General features: G+C 58.8%; 14 protein-coding genes and 1 pseudogene. 14 read left to right on the plus strand and 1 reads right to left on the minus strand.

The genetic code is table 11. The features are described from left to right. From B3797_RS19595 to B3797_RS10760, 12 genes and pseudogenes are all read left to right on the plus strand, one after another. A partial coding sequence (locus B3797_RS19595) for a hypothetical protein (RefSeq protein ID WP_414693069.1) occupies window positions 1-82 on the plus strand: 82 nt, incomplete at its 5' end. A 2-nt stretch (window positions 83-84) separates the two neighbouring features. Beyond that, the gene (gene nuoE, locus B3797_RS10710; protein WP_120453084.1) at window positions 85-600 is read left to right on the plus strand and encodes an NADH-quinone oxidoreductase subunit NuoE; all 516 of its coding nucleotides are present in this window, start codon (window positions 85-87) and stop codon (window positions 598-600) included. Between the two features lie 2 nt (window positions 601-602). Beyond that, a complete protein-coding gene (gene nuoF / locus B3797_RS10715) occupies window positions 603-1,943 on the plus strand; it encodes an NADH-quinone oxidoreductase subunit NuoF (protein ID WP_311783017.1) in 1,341 nt (446 codons plus the stop codon). A gap of 103 nt (window positions 1,944-2,046) precedes the next feature. Continuing rightward, window positions 2,047-4,770 carry an NADH-quinone oxidoreductase subunit NuoG gene (gene nuoG / locus B3797_RS10720; protein ID WP_311791070.1) on the plus strand — a complete coding sequence of 908 codons (2,724 nt, stop codon included), beginning with the start codon at window positions 2,047-2,049 and terminating at the stop codon, window positions 4,768-4,770. Continuing rightward, window positions 4,767-5,744: an NADH-quinone oxidoreductase subunit NuoH gene (nuoH, locus tag B3797_RS10725; protein ID WP_033750471.1), complete on the plus strand. Its 978-nt coding sequence runs from the start codon at window positions 4,767-4,769 to the stop codon at window positions 5,742-5,744. Before nuoG ends, nuoH begins: the two co-directional genes overlap by 4 nt. Window positions 5,745-5,755: 11 nt before the next feature. Next, the gene (gene nuoI / locus B3797_RS10730) at window positions 5,756-6,298 is read left to right on the plus strand and encodes an NADH-quinone oxidoreductase subunit NuoI (RefSeq protein ID WP_120453090.1); all 543 of its coding nucleotides are present in this window, start codon (window positions 5,756-5,758) and stop codon (window positions 6,296-6,298) included. 10 nt (window positions 6,299-6,308) lie between these two features. Further along, window positions 6,309-6,848 (plus strand): NADH-quinone oxidoreductase subunit J, encoded by a 540-nt coding sequence (nuoJ, locus tag B3797_RS10735; RefSeq protein ID WP_311782661.1) that lies wholly within the window; start codon window positions 6,309-6,311, stop codon window positions 6,846-6,848. Next, a complete protein-coding gene (nuoK, locus tag B3797_RS10740) occupies window positions 6,845-7,147 on the plus strand; it encodes an NADH-quinone oxidoreductase subunit NuoK (protein WP_120453094.1) in 303 nt (100 codons plus the stop codon). Before nuoJ ends, nuoK begins: the two co-directional genes overlap by 4 nt. Further along, window positions 7,144-8,979: an NADH-quinone oxidoreductase subunit L gene (gene nuoL, locus B3797_RS10745; protein WP_311782660.1), complete on the plus strand. Its 1,836-nt coding sequence runs from the start codon at window positions 7,144-7,146 to the stop codon at window positions 8,977-8,979. The genes nuoK and nuoL overlap by 4 nt, the downstream gene beginning before the upstream one ends. 202 nt (window positions 8,980-9,181) lie before the next feature. Continuing rightward, a complete protein-coding gene (gene nuoM, locus B3797_RS10750; RefSeq protein WP_311782659.1) occupies window positions 9,182-10,702 on the plus strand; it encodes an NADH-quinone oxidoreductase subunit M in 1,521 nt (506 codons plus the stop codon). Between the two features lie 6 nt (window positions 10,703-10,708). Then, complete coding sequence (nuoN, locus tag B3797_RS10755; RefSeq protein ID WP_311782658.1) at window positions 10,709-12,166, plus strand: NADH-quinone oxidoreductase subunit NuoN; 1,458 nt, start codon at window positions 10,709-10,711, stop codon at window positions 12,164-12,166. A 63-nt stretch (window positions 12,167-12,229) separates the two neighbouring features. Further along, window positions 12,230-12,684 (plus strand): annotated as a pseudogene (locus B3797_RS10760) (GNAT family N-acetyltransferase). A 120-nt stretch (window positions 12,685-12,804) separates the two neighbouring features. Here B3797_RS10760 and B3797_RS10765 read toward each other — a convergent pair. Beyond that, a complete protein-coding gene (locus tag B3797_RS10765) occupies window positions 12,805-14,463 on the minus strand; it encodes a glucan biosynthesis protein (protein ID WP_311791071.1) in 1,659 nt (552 codons plus the stop codon). A gap of 272 nt (window positions 14,464-14,735) precedes the next feature. Between B3797_RS10765 and elaB the strand changes: the two genes are divergently transcribed. Together elaB and B3797_RS10775 are read left to right on the plus strand one after the other, a co-directional pair. Further along, window positions 14,736-15,047 carry a stress response protein ElaB gene (gene elaB, locus B3797_RS10770; protein WP_120453106.1) on the plus strand — a complete coding sequence of 104 codons (312 nt, stop codon included), beginning with the start codon at window positions 14,736-14,738 and terminating at the stop codon, window positions 15,045-15,047. 178 nt (window positions 15,048-15,225) lie between these two features. After that, window positions 15,226-16,422 carry a nicotinamide mononucleotide deamidase-related protein YfaY gene (locus tag B3797_RS10775; RefSeq protein ID WP_311791072.1) on the plus strand — a complete coding sequence of 399 codons (1,197 nt, stop codon included), beginning with the start codon at window positions 15,226-15,228 and terminating at the stop codon, window positions 16,420-16,422. Window positions 16,423-16,539 lie beyond the last annotated feature (117 nt).

Raw genomic sequence — 16,539 nt, forward strand, 5'->3', positions numbered from 1 at the left:
GGTGATCCGCGGCAGCCTGGTATCCGACCTGATCGTTTACCTCGGTAGTATCGATTTTGTTATGTCAGACGTGGACCGCTAATTATGCACGATCAAAAAATTGCCATTCATACGATCGACCCGAACGAGGTCTTCGTGCTGAGCGCGGAAGAGCATCACGCTATCGAGCACGAAAAACACCACTATGAAGATGCGCGCGCGGCGTCGATTGAGGCGCTGAAGATTGTGCAGAAGCAGCGCGGCTGGGTGCCGGATGGCGCTATTCACGCTATCGCCGAGGTGCTGGGCATTCCGGCGAGCGACGTCGAAGGTGTCGCCACCTTCTACAGCCAGATTTTCCGTCAGCCGGTCGGCCGTCACGTTATCCGCTATTGCGACAGCGTAGTGTGTCACATCACTGGCTATCAGGGCATTCAGGCGGCGCTGGAGCAGAATCTCAATATCAAGCCTGGCCAGACCACGGCGGACGGCCGGTTTACGCTGCTGCCGACCTGCTGTCTGGGCAACTGTGATAAAGGCCCGACCATGATGGTGGATGAAGATACCCACGTTCATCTGACGCCGGAAGGCATCGCCTCATTACTGGAGCAGTATCAATGACCATCAAACAGATCATTCGTACTGCGGAAACGCACCCGCTCACCTGGCGTATGCGCGATGACAAACAGCCGGTATGGTTTGAAGAATATCGCAGTAAAAATGGCTATGCGGGCGCGGAAAAAGCGCTGAACGGCATGGCGCCGGACGAAATCGTCGCGGCGGTGAAAGATTCGGGTCTGAAAGGACGCGGCGGCGCAGGCTTTTCCACTGGTCTGAAGTGGAGCCTGATGCCGAAAGACGAATCCATGAACATCCGTTACCTGCTGTGTAACGCCGATGAGATGGAGCCGGGCACCTATAAAGACCGCCTGCTGATGGAGCAGATGCCGCACCAGCTGGTGGAAGGCATGCTGATTAGCGCCTTCGCGCTGAAAGCCTATCGTGGCTACATCTTCCTGCGCGGCGAGTATATCGAAGCGGCTGTGAACCTGCGTCGCGCTATCGCGGAAGCGACCGAAGCGGGCTTCCTCGGTAAAAACATTCTCGGCACCGGGTTCGACTTCGAGCTGATCGTGCACACCGGCGCGGGTCGTTACATTTGCGGCGAAGAGACGGCGCTGATCAACTCGCTGGAAGGGCGTCGCGCCAACCCGCGTTCCAAGCCGCCGTTCCCGGCAAGTGCGGGCGTGTGGGGCAAGCCGACCTGCGTTAATAACGTGGAAACGCTCTCCAACGTACCGGCGATCCTGGCCAACGGCGTCGAATGGTACAAAGGCCTGTCGAAAAGCGACGATGCCGGCACCAAAATGATGGGCTTCTCCGGCCGCGTAAAAAATCCAGGCGTATGGGAGCTGCCGTTCGGCATTACCGCGCGTGAAATCCTGGAAGATTATGCAGGCGGCATGCGCGACGGTCTGCGCTTTAAAGCCTGGCAGCCGGGCGGCGCGGGGACCGACTTTCTGACCGAGCAGCATCTCGATTTGCCGATGGAGTTCGCCAGCATTGGTAAAGCGGGCAGCCGCCTGGGTACGGCGCTGGCGATGGCCGTCGACCACGAGATCAATATGGTGTCGCTGGTGCGCAACCTGGAAGAGTTCTTCGCGCGTGAATCGTGCGGCTGGTGTACACCATGCCGCGACGGCCTGCCGTGGAGCGTGAAAATCCTGCGCGCGCTGGAGCAGGGCAAAGGGCAGCCGGGCGATATCGAAACCCTGCAGCAGCTTTGCCGCCAGCTTGGCCCTGGCAAAACTTTCTGCGCCCACGCGCCTGGCGCGGTGGAGCCGCTGCAGAGCGCCATTAAATATTTCCGTGAAGAGTTTGAAGCCGGCATTGCGCCGCAGGTCTTCGGCAATACGCGCGCAATCGGCGGTATTCAGCCTAACCTGCTGAAAGCACGCTGGTAATTCACCGCAGCACACGGAATCGGCTCTGCGCCGCTGCCCCAAAACCGGGGCAAGAATATGATTAACGCTCGTCCCTGACGAGCCTTACGGAAGCATGTTCACTATGGCTACAATCCATGTAGACGGTAAAGAATATGATGTGAACGGAGCGGACAACCTGCTGCAGGCGTGTCTCTCTCTGGGCCTTGATATTCCTTATTTTTGCTGGCATCCGGCGCTGGGAAGCGTTGGGGCTTGCCGCCAGTGCGCGGTGAAGCAATTCCAGAATGCCGAAGATACCCGCGGCCGTCTCGTCATGTCCTGCATGACGCCGGCCTCCGACGGCACCTTTATCTCCATTGACGACGGCGAAGCGAAAGAGTTTCGCGAAAGCGTGGTGGAGTGGCTGATGACCAACCACCCGCATGACTGTCCGGTCTGCGAAGAGGGCGGCAACTGTCACCTGCAGGATATGACGGTGATGACCGGCCACAGCTTCCGTCGCTACCGCTTTACGAAACGTACTCACCAGAATCAGGATCTCGGCCCGTTCATCTCCCATGAAATGAACCGCTGTATCGCCTGCTACCGCTGCGTGCGTTACTACAAAGATTATGCCGACGGCAAAGATCTGGGCGTTTACGGCGCGCACGATAACGTCTACTTCGGCCGTCCGGAAGAGGGCACGCTGGAGAGCGAATTCTCCGGCAACCTGGTGGAGATCTGCCCGACCGGCGTCTTCACCGACAAAACGCACTCCGAGCGCTATAACCGTAAATGGGATATGCAGTTCGCGCCGAGCATCTGCCAGCAGTGCAGCGTCGGCTGTAACACCAGCCCCGGCGAGCGCTATGGCGAACTGCGTCGTATCGAAAACCGCTACAACGGTACGGTAAACCACTACTTCCTGTGCGACCGCGGCCGTTTCGGCTACGGCTACGTCAACCGTAAAGATCGTCCTCGTCATCCTGCGCTGCTGCGCGGCAACGACTGGGTTACGCTGAATGCGGAGCAGGCGGTTAACGCGGCGGCTGACGTGCTGCGTCAGGCGAAGCGCGTTATCGGCATCGGCTCCCCGCGCGCCAGCGTGGAGAGCAACTTTGCGCTGCGTGAGCTGGTGGGTGCGGAAAACTTCTCTACCGGTATGCCGGCGGGGGAGCAGGCGCGTCTGGAACTGATGCTTAAAATTCTGCGCGAAAGCGGCATCTATACACCGTCCCTGCGCGAAATAGAAAGCTATGACGCTGTGCTGGTGCTGGGCGAAGATCTGACCCAGGTCGGCGCGCGCGTGGCACTCTCTGTGCGTCAGGCGGTAAAAGGCAAAGCGCGCGAAATGGCCGCGGCGCAGAAAGTCGCCGACTGGCAGATCGCCGCCATTCTTAATATCGGTCAGCACGCTAAACATCCGCTGTTCGTCACTAACGTTGACGAAACCCGCCTTGATGATATCGCCGCGTGGAGCTATCGCGCGCCGGTGGAAGATCAGGCACGTCTCGGCTTCGCCATCGCCAGCGCGCTGGATGAAAGCGCGCCGGTAGTCAGCGATTTCGACAGCAGCCTTAGCGGCAAGCTGGACGTCGTGGTGCAGGCGCTGGCCGGTGCGAAAAAACCGCTGATTATCTCCGGCACCCACTCGGGCAGCACGGCGATGATCGAAGCGGCGGCCAACGTCGCTAAAGCGCTGAAGGCGCGTGGTGCCGACGTCGGCATTACGCTGCTGGCCGGTGCGGCGAACAGCATGGGTCTGGGCCTGATGGGCGGCAACACGCTCGACAGCGCGCTGGAACAGCTGAGCAACGGCGAAGCGGATACGGTGGTGGTGCTGGAGAACGACCTCTATCGTCATGCGCCGAAAGCGCAGGTAGATGCCGCGCTGGCTAACGCCACGAACGTGATTGTGGTCGATCATCAGCGCACCGCGACGCTGGAGAAAGCGGGCCTGGTGCTCTCTACCGCCAGCTTCGCCGAAAGCGACGGCACCTCGATCAACCATGAAGGCCGCGCGCAGCGCTTCTTCCAGGTTTACGATCCGGCTTACTACGACAACAGCATCGTGATGCTGGAGAGCTGGCGCTGGCTGCACTCGCTGCACAGCACGCTGGAAAGCCGCCATCCCGACTGGACGCAGCTCGATCACGTCATCGACGCCGTGGTGGCGAAGCTGCCGCAGCTGAAAGGCATTAAAGAAGCCGCGCCGGATGCCAGCTTCCGCATTCGCGGACAAAAACTGGCCCGCTCGCCAAACCGCTCCAGCGGACGTACCGCCGCGCGCGCCAATATCAGCGTGCACGAGCCGCGTCAGCCGCAGGATCGGGACAGCATGTTCGCCTTCTCTATGGAAGGTAACAACCAGCCGAGCGCGCCGCGTTCGCAAATCCCGTTCGCCTGGGCGCCAGGCTGGAACTCCCCGCAGGCGTGGAACAAGTTCCAGGCCGAAGTGGGCGGCAAGCTGCGCAACGGCGACCCGGGTGTGCGTCTGTTCGAAGCAGGCGATGCGTCCCTGCCGTGGTTCACTGAGGTCCCGACCGCCTTTGTCGGCGGCGAGCAGTGGCGCGTCGCGCCTTACTACCAGCTGTTCGGTAGCGAGGAGATGACCCAGCGTTCGGCGGTGTTCCAGAAGCGTATGCCGCAGCCGATGCTGGTGATTAACCAGAATGATGCGGCGAAGCTGGGCGTGAATGAAGGCGCGGCCGTTGAGTTCACCTGTTCAGGCGAGACCCTGCGTCTGCCGGTGCGCTTCTCCAGCGCGCTGCAGCCGGGCCAGATTGGCCTGCCGCTGGGTATGCCGGGCGTTCCGCCGTTCCTGGCGGGCGCGCACATTGACAAACTGCAGGAGGCGGCGCGATGAGCTGGTTAACACCGGACGTTATCGACATCATTCTGACCGTGGTAAAGGCGATTGTCATTCTGCTGGTCGTCGTGGCGTGTGGCGCGTTTATGAGCTTTGCCGAACGCCGCCTGCTCGGTCTGTGGCAGAACCGCTACGGGCCGAACCGCGTGGGCTGGGGCGGTTCGCTGCAGCTCGCGGCGGATATGATCAAGATGTTCTTTAAAGAGGACTGGGTTCCGCCCTTTACCGACCGCTTTATCTTTACCCTTGCGCCGGTTATTGCGTTCGTCTCCCTGCTGCTGGCGTTCGCCATCGTGCCGGTATCGCCGAGCTGGATGGTAACCGACCTCAACATCGGGCTGCTTTTCTTCCTGATGATGGCGGGTCTGGCGGTTTACGCGGTGCTGTTCGCCGGCTGGTCGAGTAACAACAAATACTCGCTGCTGGGCGCGATGCGTGCTTCCGCGCAGACGCTGAGCTACGAAGTGTTTCTCGGTCTGTCGCTGATGGGCGTGGTGGCGCAGGCGGGCTCGTTCAATATGACCGCTATCGTTGAAAGCCAGGCGCATCTGTGGAACATCATTCCGCAGTTCTTCGGCTTCCTGACCTTCTGTATCGCGGGCGTGGCGGTGTGTCACCGTCATCCCTTCGACCAACCGGAAGCGGAGCAGGAGCTGGCGGACGGTTACCATATTGAATATGCCGGGATGAAGTTCGGCCTGTTCTTCGTCGGCGAGTATGTGGCTATCACCACCGTATCAGCGCTGATCGTGACGCTGTTCTTCGGCGGCTGGCAAGGCCCGTTCCTGCCGCCGTTCATTTGGTTCGCCCTTAAGACGGCGTTCTTTATGGTGATGTTTATCCTGATTCGTGCTGCGCTTCCGCGTCCACGCTATGACCAGGTGCTGTCGTTCGGCTGGAAAGTCTGTCTGCCGTTGACGCTGTTGAACCTGCTGGCGACCGCCGCAGTGATTCTGTACAACGCGCAGTAAGAGGTGTTGAGATGACTTTAAAAGATATTGTCGTTGGCTTCGGCACGACAGTGCGCAGTATCTGGATGATAGGCATGCATGCCTTCGCCAAGCGCGAAACTCAGATGTACCCGGAGGAGCCGGTCTATCTGCCGCCGCGCTATCGCGGTCGTATCGTGCTGACGCGCGATCCCGACGGTGAAGAGCGCTGCGTAGCCTGTAACCTTTGTGCGGTGGCCTGTCCGGTCAGCTGTATTTCGCTGCAGAAAGCAGAGACCAAAGATGGCCGCTGGTACCCGGAATTTTTCCGCATCAACTTCTCACGCTGCATTTTTTGCGGGATGTGCGAAGAGGCCTGTCCGACTACCGCGATCCAGCTGACGCCCGATTTCGAACTGGGCGAGTTTAAGCGCCAGGATCTGGTGTATGAAAAAGAAGATCTGCTGATCTCTGGTCCGGGCAAATACCCCGAGTACAACTTCTACCGCATGGCAGGTATGGCGATCGAAGGGAAAGATAAGGGCGACGCCGAAAACGAAGCCAAACCTATCGACGTCAAAGGTTTGTTACCTTAAGGAGCCCGGCATGGAAATTGCGTTTTATCTTTGCGGTCTGGTGGCAGTGCTGACGACGCTGCGCGTCATCACCCACACCAATCCGGTACATGCGCTGCTGTATCTGATCGTGTCGCTGCTCTCCGTCGCGGGCGTTTTCTTTTCGCTCGGCGCCTATTTCGCCGGCGCGCTGGAGATCATCGTCTACGCCGGGGCCATTATGGTGCTGTTTGTCTTCGTGGTGATGATGCTCAATATGGGCAACGCCACGATGAAGCAGGAGCGCGAATGGCTGCAGCCTTCGCTGTGGATTGGTCCTGGCATCGTTTCGCTCTTGCTGCTGGTGGTCATGGTCTACGCCATTCTGACCGCTAACGATCAGGGCATCGACGGTACGGTCATCGACGCCAAAGCGGTAGGTATCAGCCTGTTCGGGCCTTACGTGCTGGCGGTGGAACTCGCCTCAATGCTGCTGCTGGCGGGTCTGGTGGTGGCGTTCCACGTCGGGCGCGAAGAGCGTCAGGGCGAAGTGATGAGCAATCGTGACGCCAATAAGGAGGAGCATGCATGATCCCTTTACAACACGGTTTAATTCTGGCCGCCGTGCTGTTTGTCCTTGGACTGACATCACTGGTGCTGCGTCGCAACCTGCTGTTTATGCTGATCGGCCTCGAGATTATGATCAACGCGGCCGCGCTGGCGCTGGTTGTAGCGGGCAGCTACTGGGGACAGGCGGATGGACAGGTGATGTATATCCTGGCGATCAGCCTTGCGGCGGCGGAAGCCAGCATCGGCCTGGCGCTGCTGCTCCAGCTCTATCGTCGTCGTCTGACGCTGAACATTGATACTGTGAGCGAGATGCGCGGATGAATCTTCTCTATTTAACAATCCTGTTTCCGCTGATCGGCTTCTTGCTGTTGGCGTTTTCCCGTGGTCGCTGGTCGGAGAACCTGTCGGCTGCGATCGGCATGGGCTCGGTGGGCCTGGCGGCGCTGGTGACGCTCTATGTCGGCATCGACTTTTTTGCTAATGGTCAGCAGCCTTTTACTCAGGCGCTCTGGACCTGGATGCAGGTCGGCAATTTCGACATTAAGGTTAACCTGACGCTGGACGGGCTTTCGCTCACCATGCTCTCTGTGGTGACCGGCGTCGGCTTCCTGATCCATATGTTCGCCTCCTGGTATATGCGTGGCGAAGAGGGCTACTCGCGCTTTTTCGCCTATACCAACCTGTTTATCGCGAGCATGGTGGTGCTGGTGCTAGCCGATAACCTGATGCTGATGTATCTCGGCTGGGAAGGGGTGGGGCTCTGCTCATACCTGCTGATCGGCTTCTACTACAGCAATCCGGAAAACGGCAAAGCGGCGATGAAAGCCTTTATCATCACCCGCGTCGGCGACGTCTTTCTCGCTTTTGCCCTGTTCATCCTCTACAACGAACTGGGTACGCTCAACTTCCGTGAAATGATGGAACTGGCACCGCAGCACTTCGCGGCGGATAACCATATGCTGCAGTGGGCGACGCTGATGCTGCTGGGCGGCGCGGTAGGTAAATCCGCGCAGCTGCCGTTGCAGACCTGGCTGGCGGACGCGATGGCGGGTCCGACTCCGGTATCGGCGCTGATCCACGCCGCGACCATGGTAACGGCGGGCGTCTACCTTATCGCCCGCAGCCACGGCCTGTTCCTGCTGACGCCGGAAGTCCTGCATCTGGTTGGTATCGTCGGCGCGATTACGCTGGTGCTGGCGGGCTTCGCCGCGCTGGTACAGACCGATATCAAGCGCGTGCTGGCCTACTCGACCATGAGCCAGATCGGCTATATGTTCCTGGCGCTCGGCGTACAGGCGTGGGACGCGGCGATTTTCCATCTGATGACGCACGCGTTCTTTAAAGCGCTGCTGTTCCTCTCATCGGGTTCGGTGATCCTTGCCTGCCATCACGAGCAGAACATCTTTAAAATGGGCGGCCTGCGTAAGAGCATTCCGCTGGTTTATGTCTGCTTCCTGGTGGGCGGCGCCGCGCTGGCTGCGCTGCCGCTGATTACGGCAGGCTTCTACAGTAAAGATGAAATTTTGTTCGGCGCGCTGGCGAACGGCCATATCAATCTGATGGTGGCTGGTCTGGTAGGCGCTTTCCTGACCTCAATCTACACCTTCCGCATGATCTTCATCGTGTTCCACGGCGAAGAGAAGATCCACGCGCATGCGGGTAAAGGTATTACTCATCATCTGCCGCTGATCGTGCTGCTGGTGCTGTCGACCTTCGTCGGCGCGCTGATTACGCCGCCGCTGGCTGGCGTACTGCCGCAGGGTGAACCGGGCGAAGCGGGCAAGGTTGGACTGGAGATTGCCTCTGGCGTAGTCGCCGTGGTCGGCATCCTGATCGCTGCTGCGCTCTGGCTGGGTAAACGCCAGCTGGTCAGCCGCGTTGCCAACAGCGCCCCGGGCCGTTTCTTCGGCACCTGGTGGTTCGCCGCATGGGGCTTCGACTGGCTGTATGACAAAGTGTTCGTCAAACCTTATCTCGGTATCGCCTGGCTGTTGCAGCGCGATCCGCTGAATGCGGTGATGAACCTGCCCGCGCTGGTGTCGCGTATCGCCAATAAAGGTCTGGTGGTCAGCGAAAACGGTTATCTGCGCTGGTATGTCGCCTCAATGGGCGTAGGCGCCGTAGTGGTGCTGGCGCTGATGCTGGTGGTTTAAAGATGAGCGGGATGAAAGATTTTCATCTCATCGGATATGCAAAAAGTGCCTGAGTAGTAAGCGTTATCGGCGCAGTCAGTTCTTCGTCGGCAGCGCGCAGCAACCGGAACGTATTTAACTACGTAAAGATTGCAAGCGCTGTCGGCGGCGGAAACGGCAAGCTGGATAGCTTATACAAAGGACATATAAGGGAAAGACTTCAGTGCTATTACCTTGGCTAATAATCATTCCATTCGTCGGCGGTTTACTCTGCTGGCTGGCTGAGCGCCTTGGCGCGAAGACGCCGCGCTGGATAGCCCTGATTACCATGGGCCTGACGCTGGCGATTTCGCTGCAGCTCTGGCTGCAGGGCGGCTATTCACTGACGCAGGCAGCGGGCATGCCGCAGTGGCAGTCGGAGTTCTCCGCCTCCTGGATCCCGCGTTTCGGCATCAATTTCCATCTGGCGCTGGATGGTCTGTCGCTACTGATGGTGGTGCTGACCGGCCTGCTCGGCCTGATGGCGGTGCTCTGTTCCTGGAACGAGATCGAAAAGTATCAGGGCTTTTTCCACCTTAACCTGATGTGGATTCTGGGCGGCGTCATCGGCGTCTTCCTGGCTATCGATATGTTCCTGTTCTTCTTCTTCTGGGAGATGATGCTGGTGCCGATGTATTTTCTCATCGCGCTCTGGGGTCATAAGGCATCCGACGGCAAAACCCGTATCACCGCAGCCACCAAGTTTTTCATCTATACCCAGTCTTCGGGTCTGGTGATGCTGATTGCGATTCTGGGGCTGGTGTTTGTGCACTATAACGCGACCGGCGTCTGGACATTTAACTACGAGCAACTGCTGAAAACGCCGATGTCGCACACGGTGGAATATCTGCTGATGCTGGGCTTCTTTATCGCCTTCGCGGTAAAAATGCCGGTGGTGCCGCTACACGGCTGGCTGCCTGACGCACACAGCCAGGCGCCGACTGCCGGTTCGGTGGACCTTGCGGGGATCCTGCTGAAAACCGCAGCCTACGGTCTGCTGCGCTTCAGCCTGCCGCTGTTCCCCAACGCTTCGGCGGAGTTTGCTCCGATCGCTATGTGGCTGGGCATTATCGGCATCTTCTACGGCGCGTGGATGGCCTTCTCGCAGACCGACATTAAACGCCTGATCGCCTACACGTCGATTTCGCATATGGGCTTTGTGCTGATCGCCATCTACACCGGCAGCCAGCTCGCCTTCCAGGGCGCAGTCGTGCAGATGATTGCGCATGGCCTCTCCGCCGCCGCGCTCTTTATCCTGTGCGGTCAGCTCTATGAGCGTCTGCATACGCGCGATATGCGTCAGATGGGCGGTCTCTGGTCACGCATTAAGTGGATCCCGGGCCTGTCGCTCTTCTTTGCAGTGGCGAACCTGGGGATGCCGGGTACCGGCAACTTCGCGGGCGAGTTTATGATCCTGACGGGCAGTTTCCAGGTGGTGCCGGTGATTATCGTGATCGGTACTTTCGGCCTGGTTTTCGCCTCGGTTTACTCGCTGATCATGATGCAGCGCGCCTACTACGGCGAAGCGAAATCGAAAGATCCGCTGCCGGGCATGTCGCCGCGTGAATTCACGATGATCATGGTGCTGGTGGTTCTGCTGGTGCTGCTGGGCGTTTACCCACAGCCGATTCTGGATACGTCCCATGCCGCCATGAGCAATATTCAGCAGTGGTTTACCGCTTCAATTTCAACTACAAGGCCGTAATTCGCCATGACAATAACTTTTCAACAATTGATCGCGCTACTGCCGCTGTTGATCGTCGGATTGACGGTGGTAGTTGTGATGCTGTCCATTGCCTGGCGACGCAACCACTTTGTTAACGCCACGCTGACGGTCATTGGCCTGAACCTGGCGCTGGTTTCGCTCTGGTTTGTGGCGCACGCGGGCGCAATGGACGTGACGCCGCTGCTGCGGGTCGATCCTTACTCTGTGTTCTATACCGCGCTGGTGATCCTGGCGAGCCTGGCAACCTGTACTTTCGCCTATCCGTGGCTGGCCGGTTTCCCGGACAACAAGGATGAGTTCTATCTGCTGGTGCTGATCGCGGCGCTGGGCGGGATCGTACTGGCCAGCGCCAACCATCTGGCGTCGCTGTTTATTGGCGTCGAGCTGCTGTCGCTGCCGCTGTTCGGTATGATTGGCTACGCCTTCCGTCAGAAGCGTTCTTTAGAAGCGGCGCTGAAATATACCATTCTGTCTGCGGCTGCCTCCTCTTTCCTGCTGTTCGGCATCGCGCTGGTCTATGCCGATTCCGGCAGCCTGAGCTTCGTTAAGCTGGGAGAGAGCCTGAACGACACCATGATCCAACAGCCGCTGCTGCTGGTTGGTCTGGGCATGATGATTATCGGCCTGGGCTTTAAGCTGTCGCTGGTGCCGTTCCATCTCTGGACGCCGGACGTTTATCAGGGCGCGCCTGCGCCGGTATCGACTTTCCTCGCGACCGCCAGCAAGATCGCTATTTTCGGCGTTATCATGCGTCTGTTTATGTACGCACCGCTGACCGACAGCGAAGCCGTTCGCACCGTGTTGGGCGCGATCGCTTTCGTGTCGATTCTGTTCGGCAACCTGATGGCGATTTCGCAGAGCAATATCAAACGTCTGTTGGGTTACTCCTCTATCGCGCATCTCGGCTACCTGCTGGTGGCGCTGATTGCGGTGAAAACCCATCAGCTGTCGCTGGAGACTGCGGGCGTCTATCTGGCGGGTTACCTGTTCAGCAGCCTCGGCGCGTTCGGCGTCGTCAGCCTGATGTCCAGCCCTTACCGCGGCCCGGATGCTGATTCGCTCTACTCCTATCGCGGCCTGTTCTGGCATCGTCCTGTGCTGTCGGCGGTAATGACGGTGATGATGCTGTCGCTGGCGGGTATCCCGATGACGCTCGGCTTTATCGGCAAGTTTTACGTTATCGCTTCAGGCGTCAATGCCCACCTGTGGTGGCTGACGGCAGCAGTGGTTATCGGTAGCGCCATCGGCCTCTACTACTACCTGCGCGTGACTGTGAGCCTCTACCTCAGCCCGCCGGAGCTGCATACGCGCGATACGCCAGCTAACTGGGCGTTTACCGCGGGCGGCGTAGTCGTGCTGATTTCAGCGATTCTGGTGCTGCTGCTCGGCGTCTATCCGCAGCCGCTGATTACGCTGGTGCAGATGGCTCAGCCGCTGATGTAAACTGTTTTTCCCTTGATGAAATCAGGCCCACGGGCCTGATTTTTTTTGCCTTCAGGAGAGCCTATGGAGATTAACTGGCAAGATAAGCATCACAGCGAACTGAGCGCGAAGCAGCTTTATGCGGTGCTGGCGCTGCGCTGCGCTGCGCCGTTTTTATCGTCGAGCAAACCTGCCCTTATCTGGATGTGGACGGCCAGGATCTGACGGCCGATAACCGCCATATTCTGGGGATGCGCGGCGATGAGCTGGTGGCTTATGCGCGTATTCTTACCCCTGCGGATGACGCTGCGCCTGTGGCGATAGGGCGCGTGATTGTCTCCGCCAGCGCGCGTGGTCTGAACCTCGGAAACCGGCTGATGGAGCAGGCACTGCTCAGCTGCGAACAGCACTGGCCAGGGCGCGAGGTTTATCTCTCTGCGCAGGCGCATCTGCAAAATTTCTATGGACGTCTCGGTTTTCAGGCGGTCGGGGATATCTACCTCGAAGACAATATTCCCCATATCAATATGCGCAAATAAAAAACGGCGAGCCAGCAGCGACTCGCCGTTACAGACAGCTAAGCAGGTGAGATGGCTACAGCACCCGCACAGTTCGATAGCTGACTTTAAACGGCAAGCCTGGGCTCGCCGCTCTCTCTTTTAGCCTGACGTCATCTGCCGGTCATCCACATATTTGCGCTGGTCCGGCGGCGGTGGGAAATACTGATAGAGCCAGGTTTCACTCAGGGTTTCATCTTTGGTGCGCAGGAACAGGCGCATCTCTACCGGCGTGGTAGCATCGCTGTTGGGATACCAGTCGAACAGGATGCGATAACCGTTCATCGGCTCGACGTAGAGGATCTCGACCTGTTTGAAGGTGCCGGATGAGAGAGTAATAACCGGCTCGATGCCCTTCGGCGCAGCTGCTTTCAAATCGCCGCCGACGAAATCGATGGCGAAGCGACGGCACCACTGCTCCGGGAAGTGCTCGCCCGGCGCCCAGCCTTCCGGGAAGCCGCCGATGCCGGTGCGGGTCGCATCGACACGCGCCAGTCCGCTGCGAACCGGCGGCAGGCTGCTCCAGTAGAGTTTATAGGAGAAGCTGAACTCGCTACCGGCTTTCACCGGCTCGGCTGGCTGCCAGAAGCAGACAATATTATCCAGCGTTTCCCCGGTGGTCGGGATCTCCATCAGGTTGATAGCGCCTTTGCCCCATTTGCCCACCGGCTCGACCCACAGGCTGGGACGCTTGTCGTACCAGCCGATAACGTCCTGATAATCTTTGAAGTCGTGGTTAAGCTGTAACAGGCCAAAACCGCGCGGGTTCTCATCCTGATAGGCATTGTACTGTAACTTCTGCGGGTTATTCAGCGGACGCGCGATCCATTCGCCGCTGCCGGTCCACATCGCCAGGCGATCGGAGTCATGGATCTGCGGATGATAGGTGTTGCACATGCGGCGCTCGTTGGTGCCGCAGCTGAACATGCTGGTCATCGGCGCGATGCCGAGCTGGCGGATCTCTTTGCGCGCGAAGAGATGGTTTTCCACCTCCATCACTACGCGTTGCGCTTCGCAGTAGATGGTGAACTTATAGGCGCCGGTAACGCTGGCGCCATCCAGCAGGGCGTAAACGACAAACGTGGTGTCGTCCGCTTTCGGCGTCTCAAACCAGAACGCGGTGAAGTCGGGAAACTCTTCGCTGCCGTTGCTGAAGGTATTGACCGCCACGCCGCGTGCGGAGAGGCCGTACTGATAGGTATCGTCTACCGCGCGGAAATAGCTGGCACCAAGGAAGGAGACGATATCGCGCCGCGCCAGCTCTGGTTTTTTAAAAGCGCGGAAACCGGCGAAGCCGAGATCGTTTTTGCCCACCAGCTGCTGGGTATCTACCTTCGCGTTGTTATAGTTAAACAGCTCAGGGCGGAAATGGATCTCACGCGCCTCACGGCTGTCAGCGTCAACGGAAAACATGCGGATGCGACGCTTAAAGCCCATGCCGACATGGAAAAACTGCACGTCGAGCTGACGATCGGGGATGGTGTTCCACAGCGAATGACCGGCGTCGTACTGAATTTCGTTGTACGCCTGCGGCGTCAGCGTCGCCAGCGTCTCCGGCAGCGCGCCTGGCGCTCCGCCCCAGGGCTGTTTCGCCAGCGCGGCGGCTTTCTTTTTCAGTACATCGAAATCGAAGCGCACAGCGGCGCCGTCAGCAATGCCATCTTCTGCCCAGGCGGATTGCGCAAACAGCGTGGACAGGCCGGTCATGCCGCTGACGGCGGAGAAGGCCATTGACGCTTTCATAAACATTCTTCGATTCATGCCAGAAATTATTCCTTAGCGTTCGAGTGTGTTGTGACTGTCCAGCTCTGCGCCCAGGTGAGCCAAAAGCGCAGATAACAGCAGGGTACGACAGTCTGGTAGATGAAAAATTCAGTCCGCCTTAAATTTATCAGATTAATCAAGAAGGCTGAGGAATTTCGTATTGACTCCTTCAGCAGGAAACTCAGGAGAATCCTGGCGAAACCATCCTGCAAAAGGCGATTTAGCCGCTATAGTTAAGAGACTGCTTTATAAATGACACGGAGGAAATGATGGTAAAAGAGACAGAAGCTTTCGACACCAATCTGGATGATGATTTGGCGCTGCTGACCGAGACGCTGGAAGAGGTGCTGAAGTCATCAGGCGATCCGACCGATCAGAAGTATGTTGAGCTTAAAACCAAAGCGGAGCAGGCGCTGGAAGATGTGAAATCACGCGTCAGCCAGGCCTCTGACAGCTACTACTATCGCGCTAAAAATGTAGCTTACCGCGCCGATGACTACGTGCATGAGAAGCCATGGCAGGGTATCGGCATCGGCGCAGCCGCTGGCCTGGTGCTCGGTCTGCTGCTGGCGCGTCGCTAAGGCTACGCCACTGAAAACGGCGGGACTTTCCCGCCGTTTGTTTTGCTACCTTCCTCGTATTACCCCCGCGCCGTTCTTCTTCTCCCTCTCTATGCTCCTGATGCGAAAAGCGCAGGATAGTGTTGAGTTTAATCAGCGCGCTTCCTACAGTAGATCGACGGACAAAAGGAGATCAAACGTGATAAGAGTCGAGATGTTGTCTACAGGGGACGAGGTGCTACACGGCCAAATCGTGGATACCAACGCCGCCTGGCTGGCGGATCTGCTGTTTCAACACGGTTTGCCAATGACCAGCCGCAGCACAGTAGGCGATTCGCTGTCATCGCTGGTGGAAACGCTTCAGGCGCGTAGCGAAGTCGCAGATGTGCTTATCGTGAATGGCGGCCTCGGCCCAACCAGCGACGATCTCAGCGCGCTGGCGGCGGCGAAAGCGAGCGGTGTCGAGCTGGTGCTGCATCAGGAATGGCTCGATAACATCGAGGCGTGGTTTGCCAGCCGCGGACGCGTAATGGCGGCAAGCAACCGCAAGCAGGCGGAGATACCCGCCAATGCTGAGATGATCGATAACCCGGTAGGCACCGCCTGCGGCTTTGCGCTGCGGCTTAACCGCTGCTGGATCTTCTTTACGCCTGGCGTGCCGTCTGAATTTAAGGTGATGGTGGAGCAGCAGATTCTGCCGCGCCTCAAACAGCATTTTGAGCTGCCGGAGCCGCCGCTCTGTCTGCGCCTGACGACGTTCGGTCGCGGCGAAAGCGACATCGCCGCCGAGCTGGAGCCGCTGGCGCTCCCCGAGGGCGTAGTAATGGGTTATCGCTCTTCAATGCCGATTATTGAGATAAAGCTGACCGGGCCAGCCAGCCAGCGCGTGGCCATGGAGCAGGTCTGGCAGCAGGTGCGTCTGCTGCTGGCGGAGTGCACTATTTTTGAAGGCACCGAAGGGTTGCCAGCGCTGCTGGCGCGCGAGCTGAAGGAGCGCGGTTTCCGTCTGGCGCTCAGCGAGCAGTACACCGCCGGGCTGCTGAACTGGCAGCTGGCCGCGGCAGAAGTACCCCTTAGCGCGGCGGAAATCCTCCCGGCGCATCAGGAGGGGCTGGAAGAGCAGGTTCAACGTACACGCGCGCTGGCGGCGCATCACGGCACAGTGCTGGCATTATCGACCGGCGCGCTGGAAGAGGGCGAGGTCTCGCTGGCGCTGCATACGCCGGAAGCGAGCTGGGGACAGCGAGTGAAGTTCACCCACGGCCGCCATAATCTGGAAACGCGGCAGAAGGTGGTGGCGATGATGGCGATGAATATGCTGCGTCGCTGGCTACACGGCAGCGAGGTCAGCACCGGTCACGGCTGGATTGATATTCTGGAGTCAGTGAAGCTGTAGTGGGGCACCGATAACAGACGGCTGAAATGTTAAAGCGCGGGTGTCATGGCCCGGGGAGCAAAGCGTCCTGCGCCAGGGATGGCGCAGGCCGAGCTGGCAGGGATGCCGCTTTTGCGT

The sequence above is a fragment of the Pantoea sp. UBA5923 genome, from assembly GCF_002431095.1.
Classification (GTDB): domain Bacteria; phylum Pseudomonadota; class Gammaproteobacteria; order Enterobacterales; family Enterobacteriaceae; genus Pantoea; species Pantoea piersonii.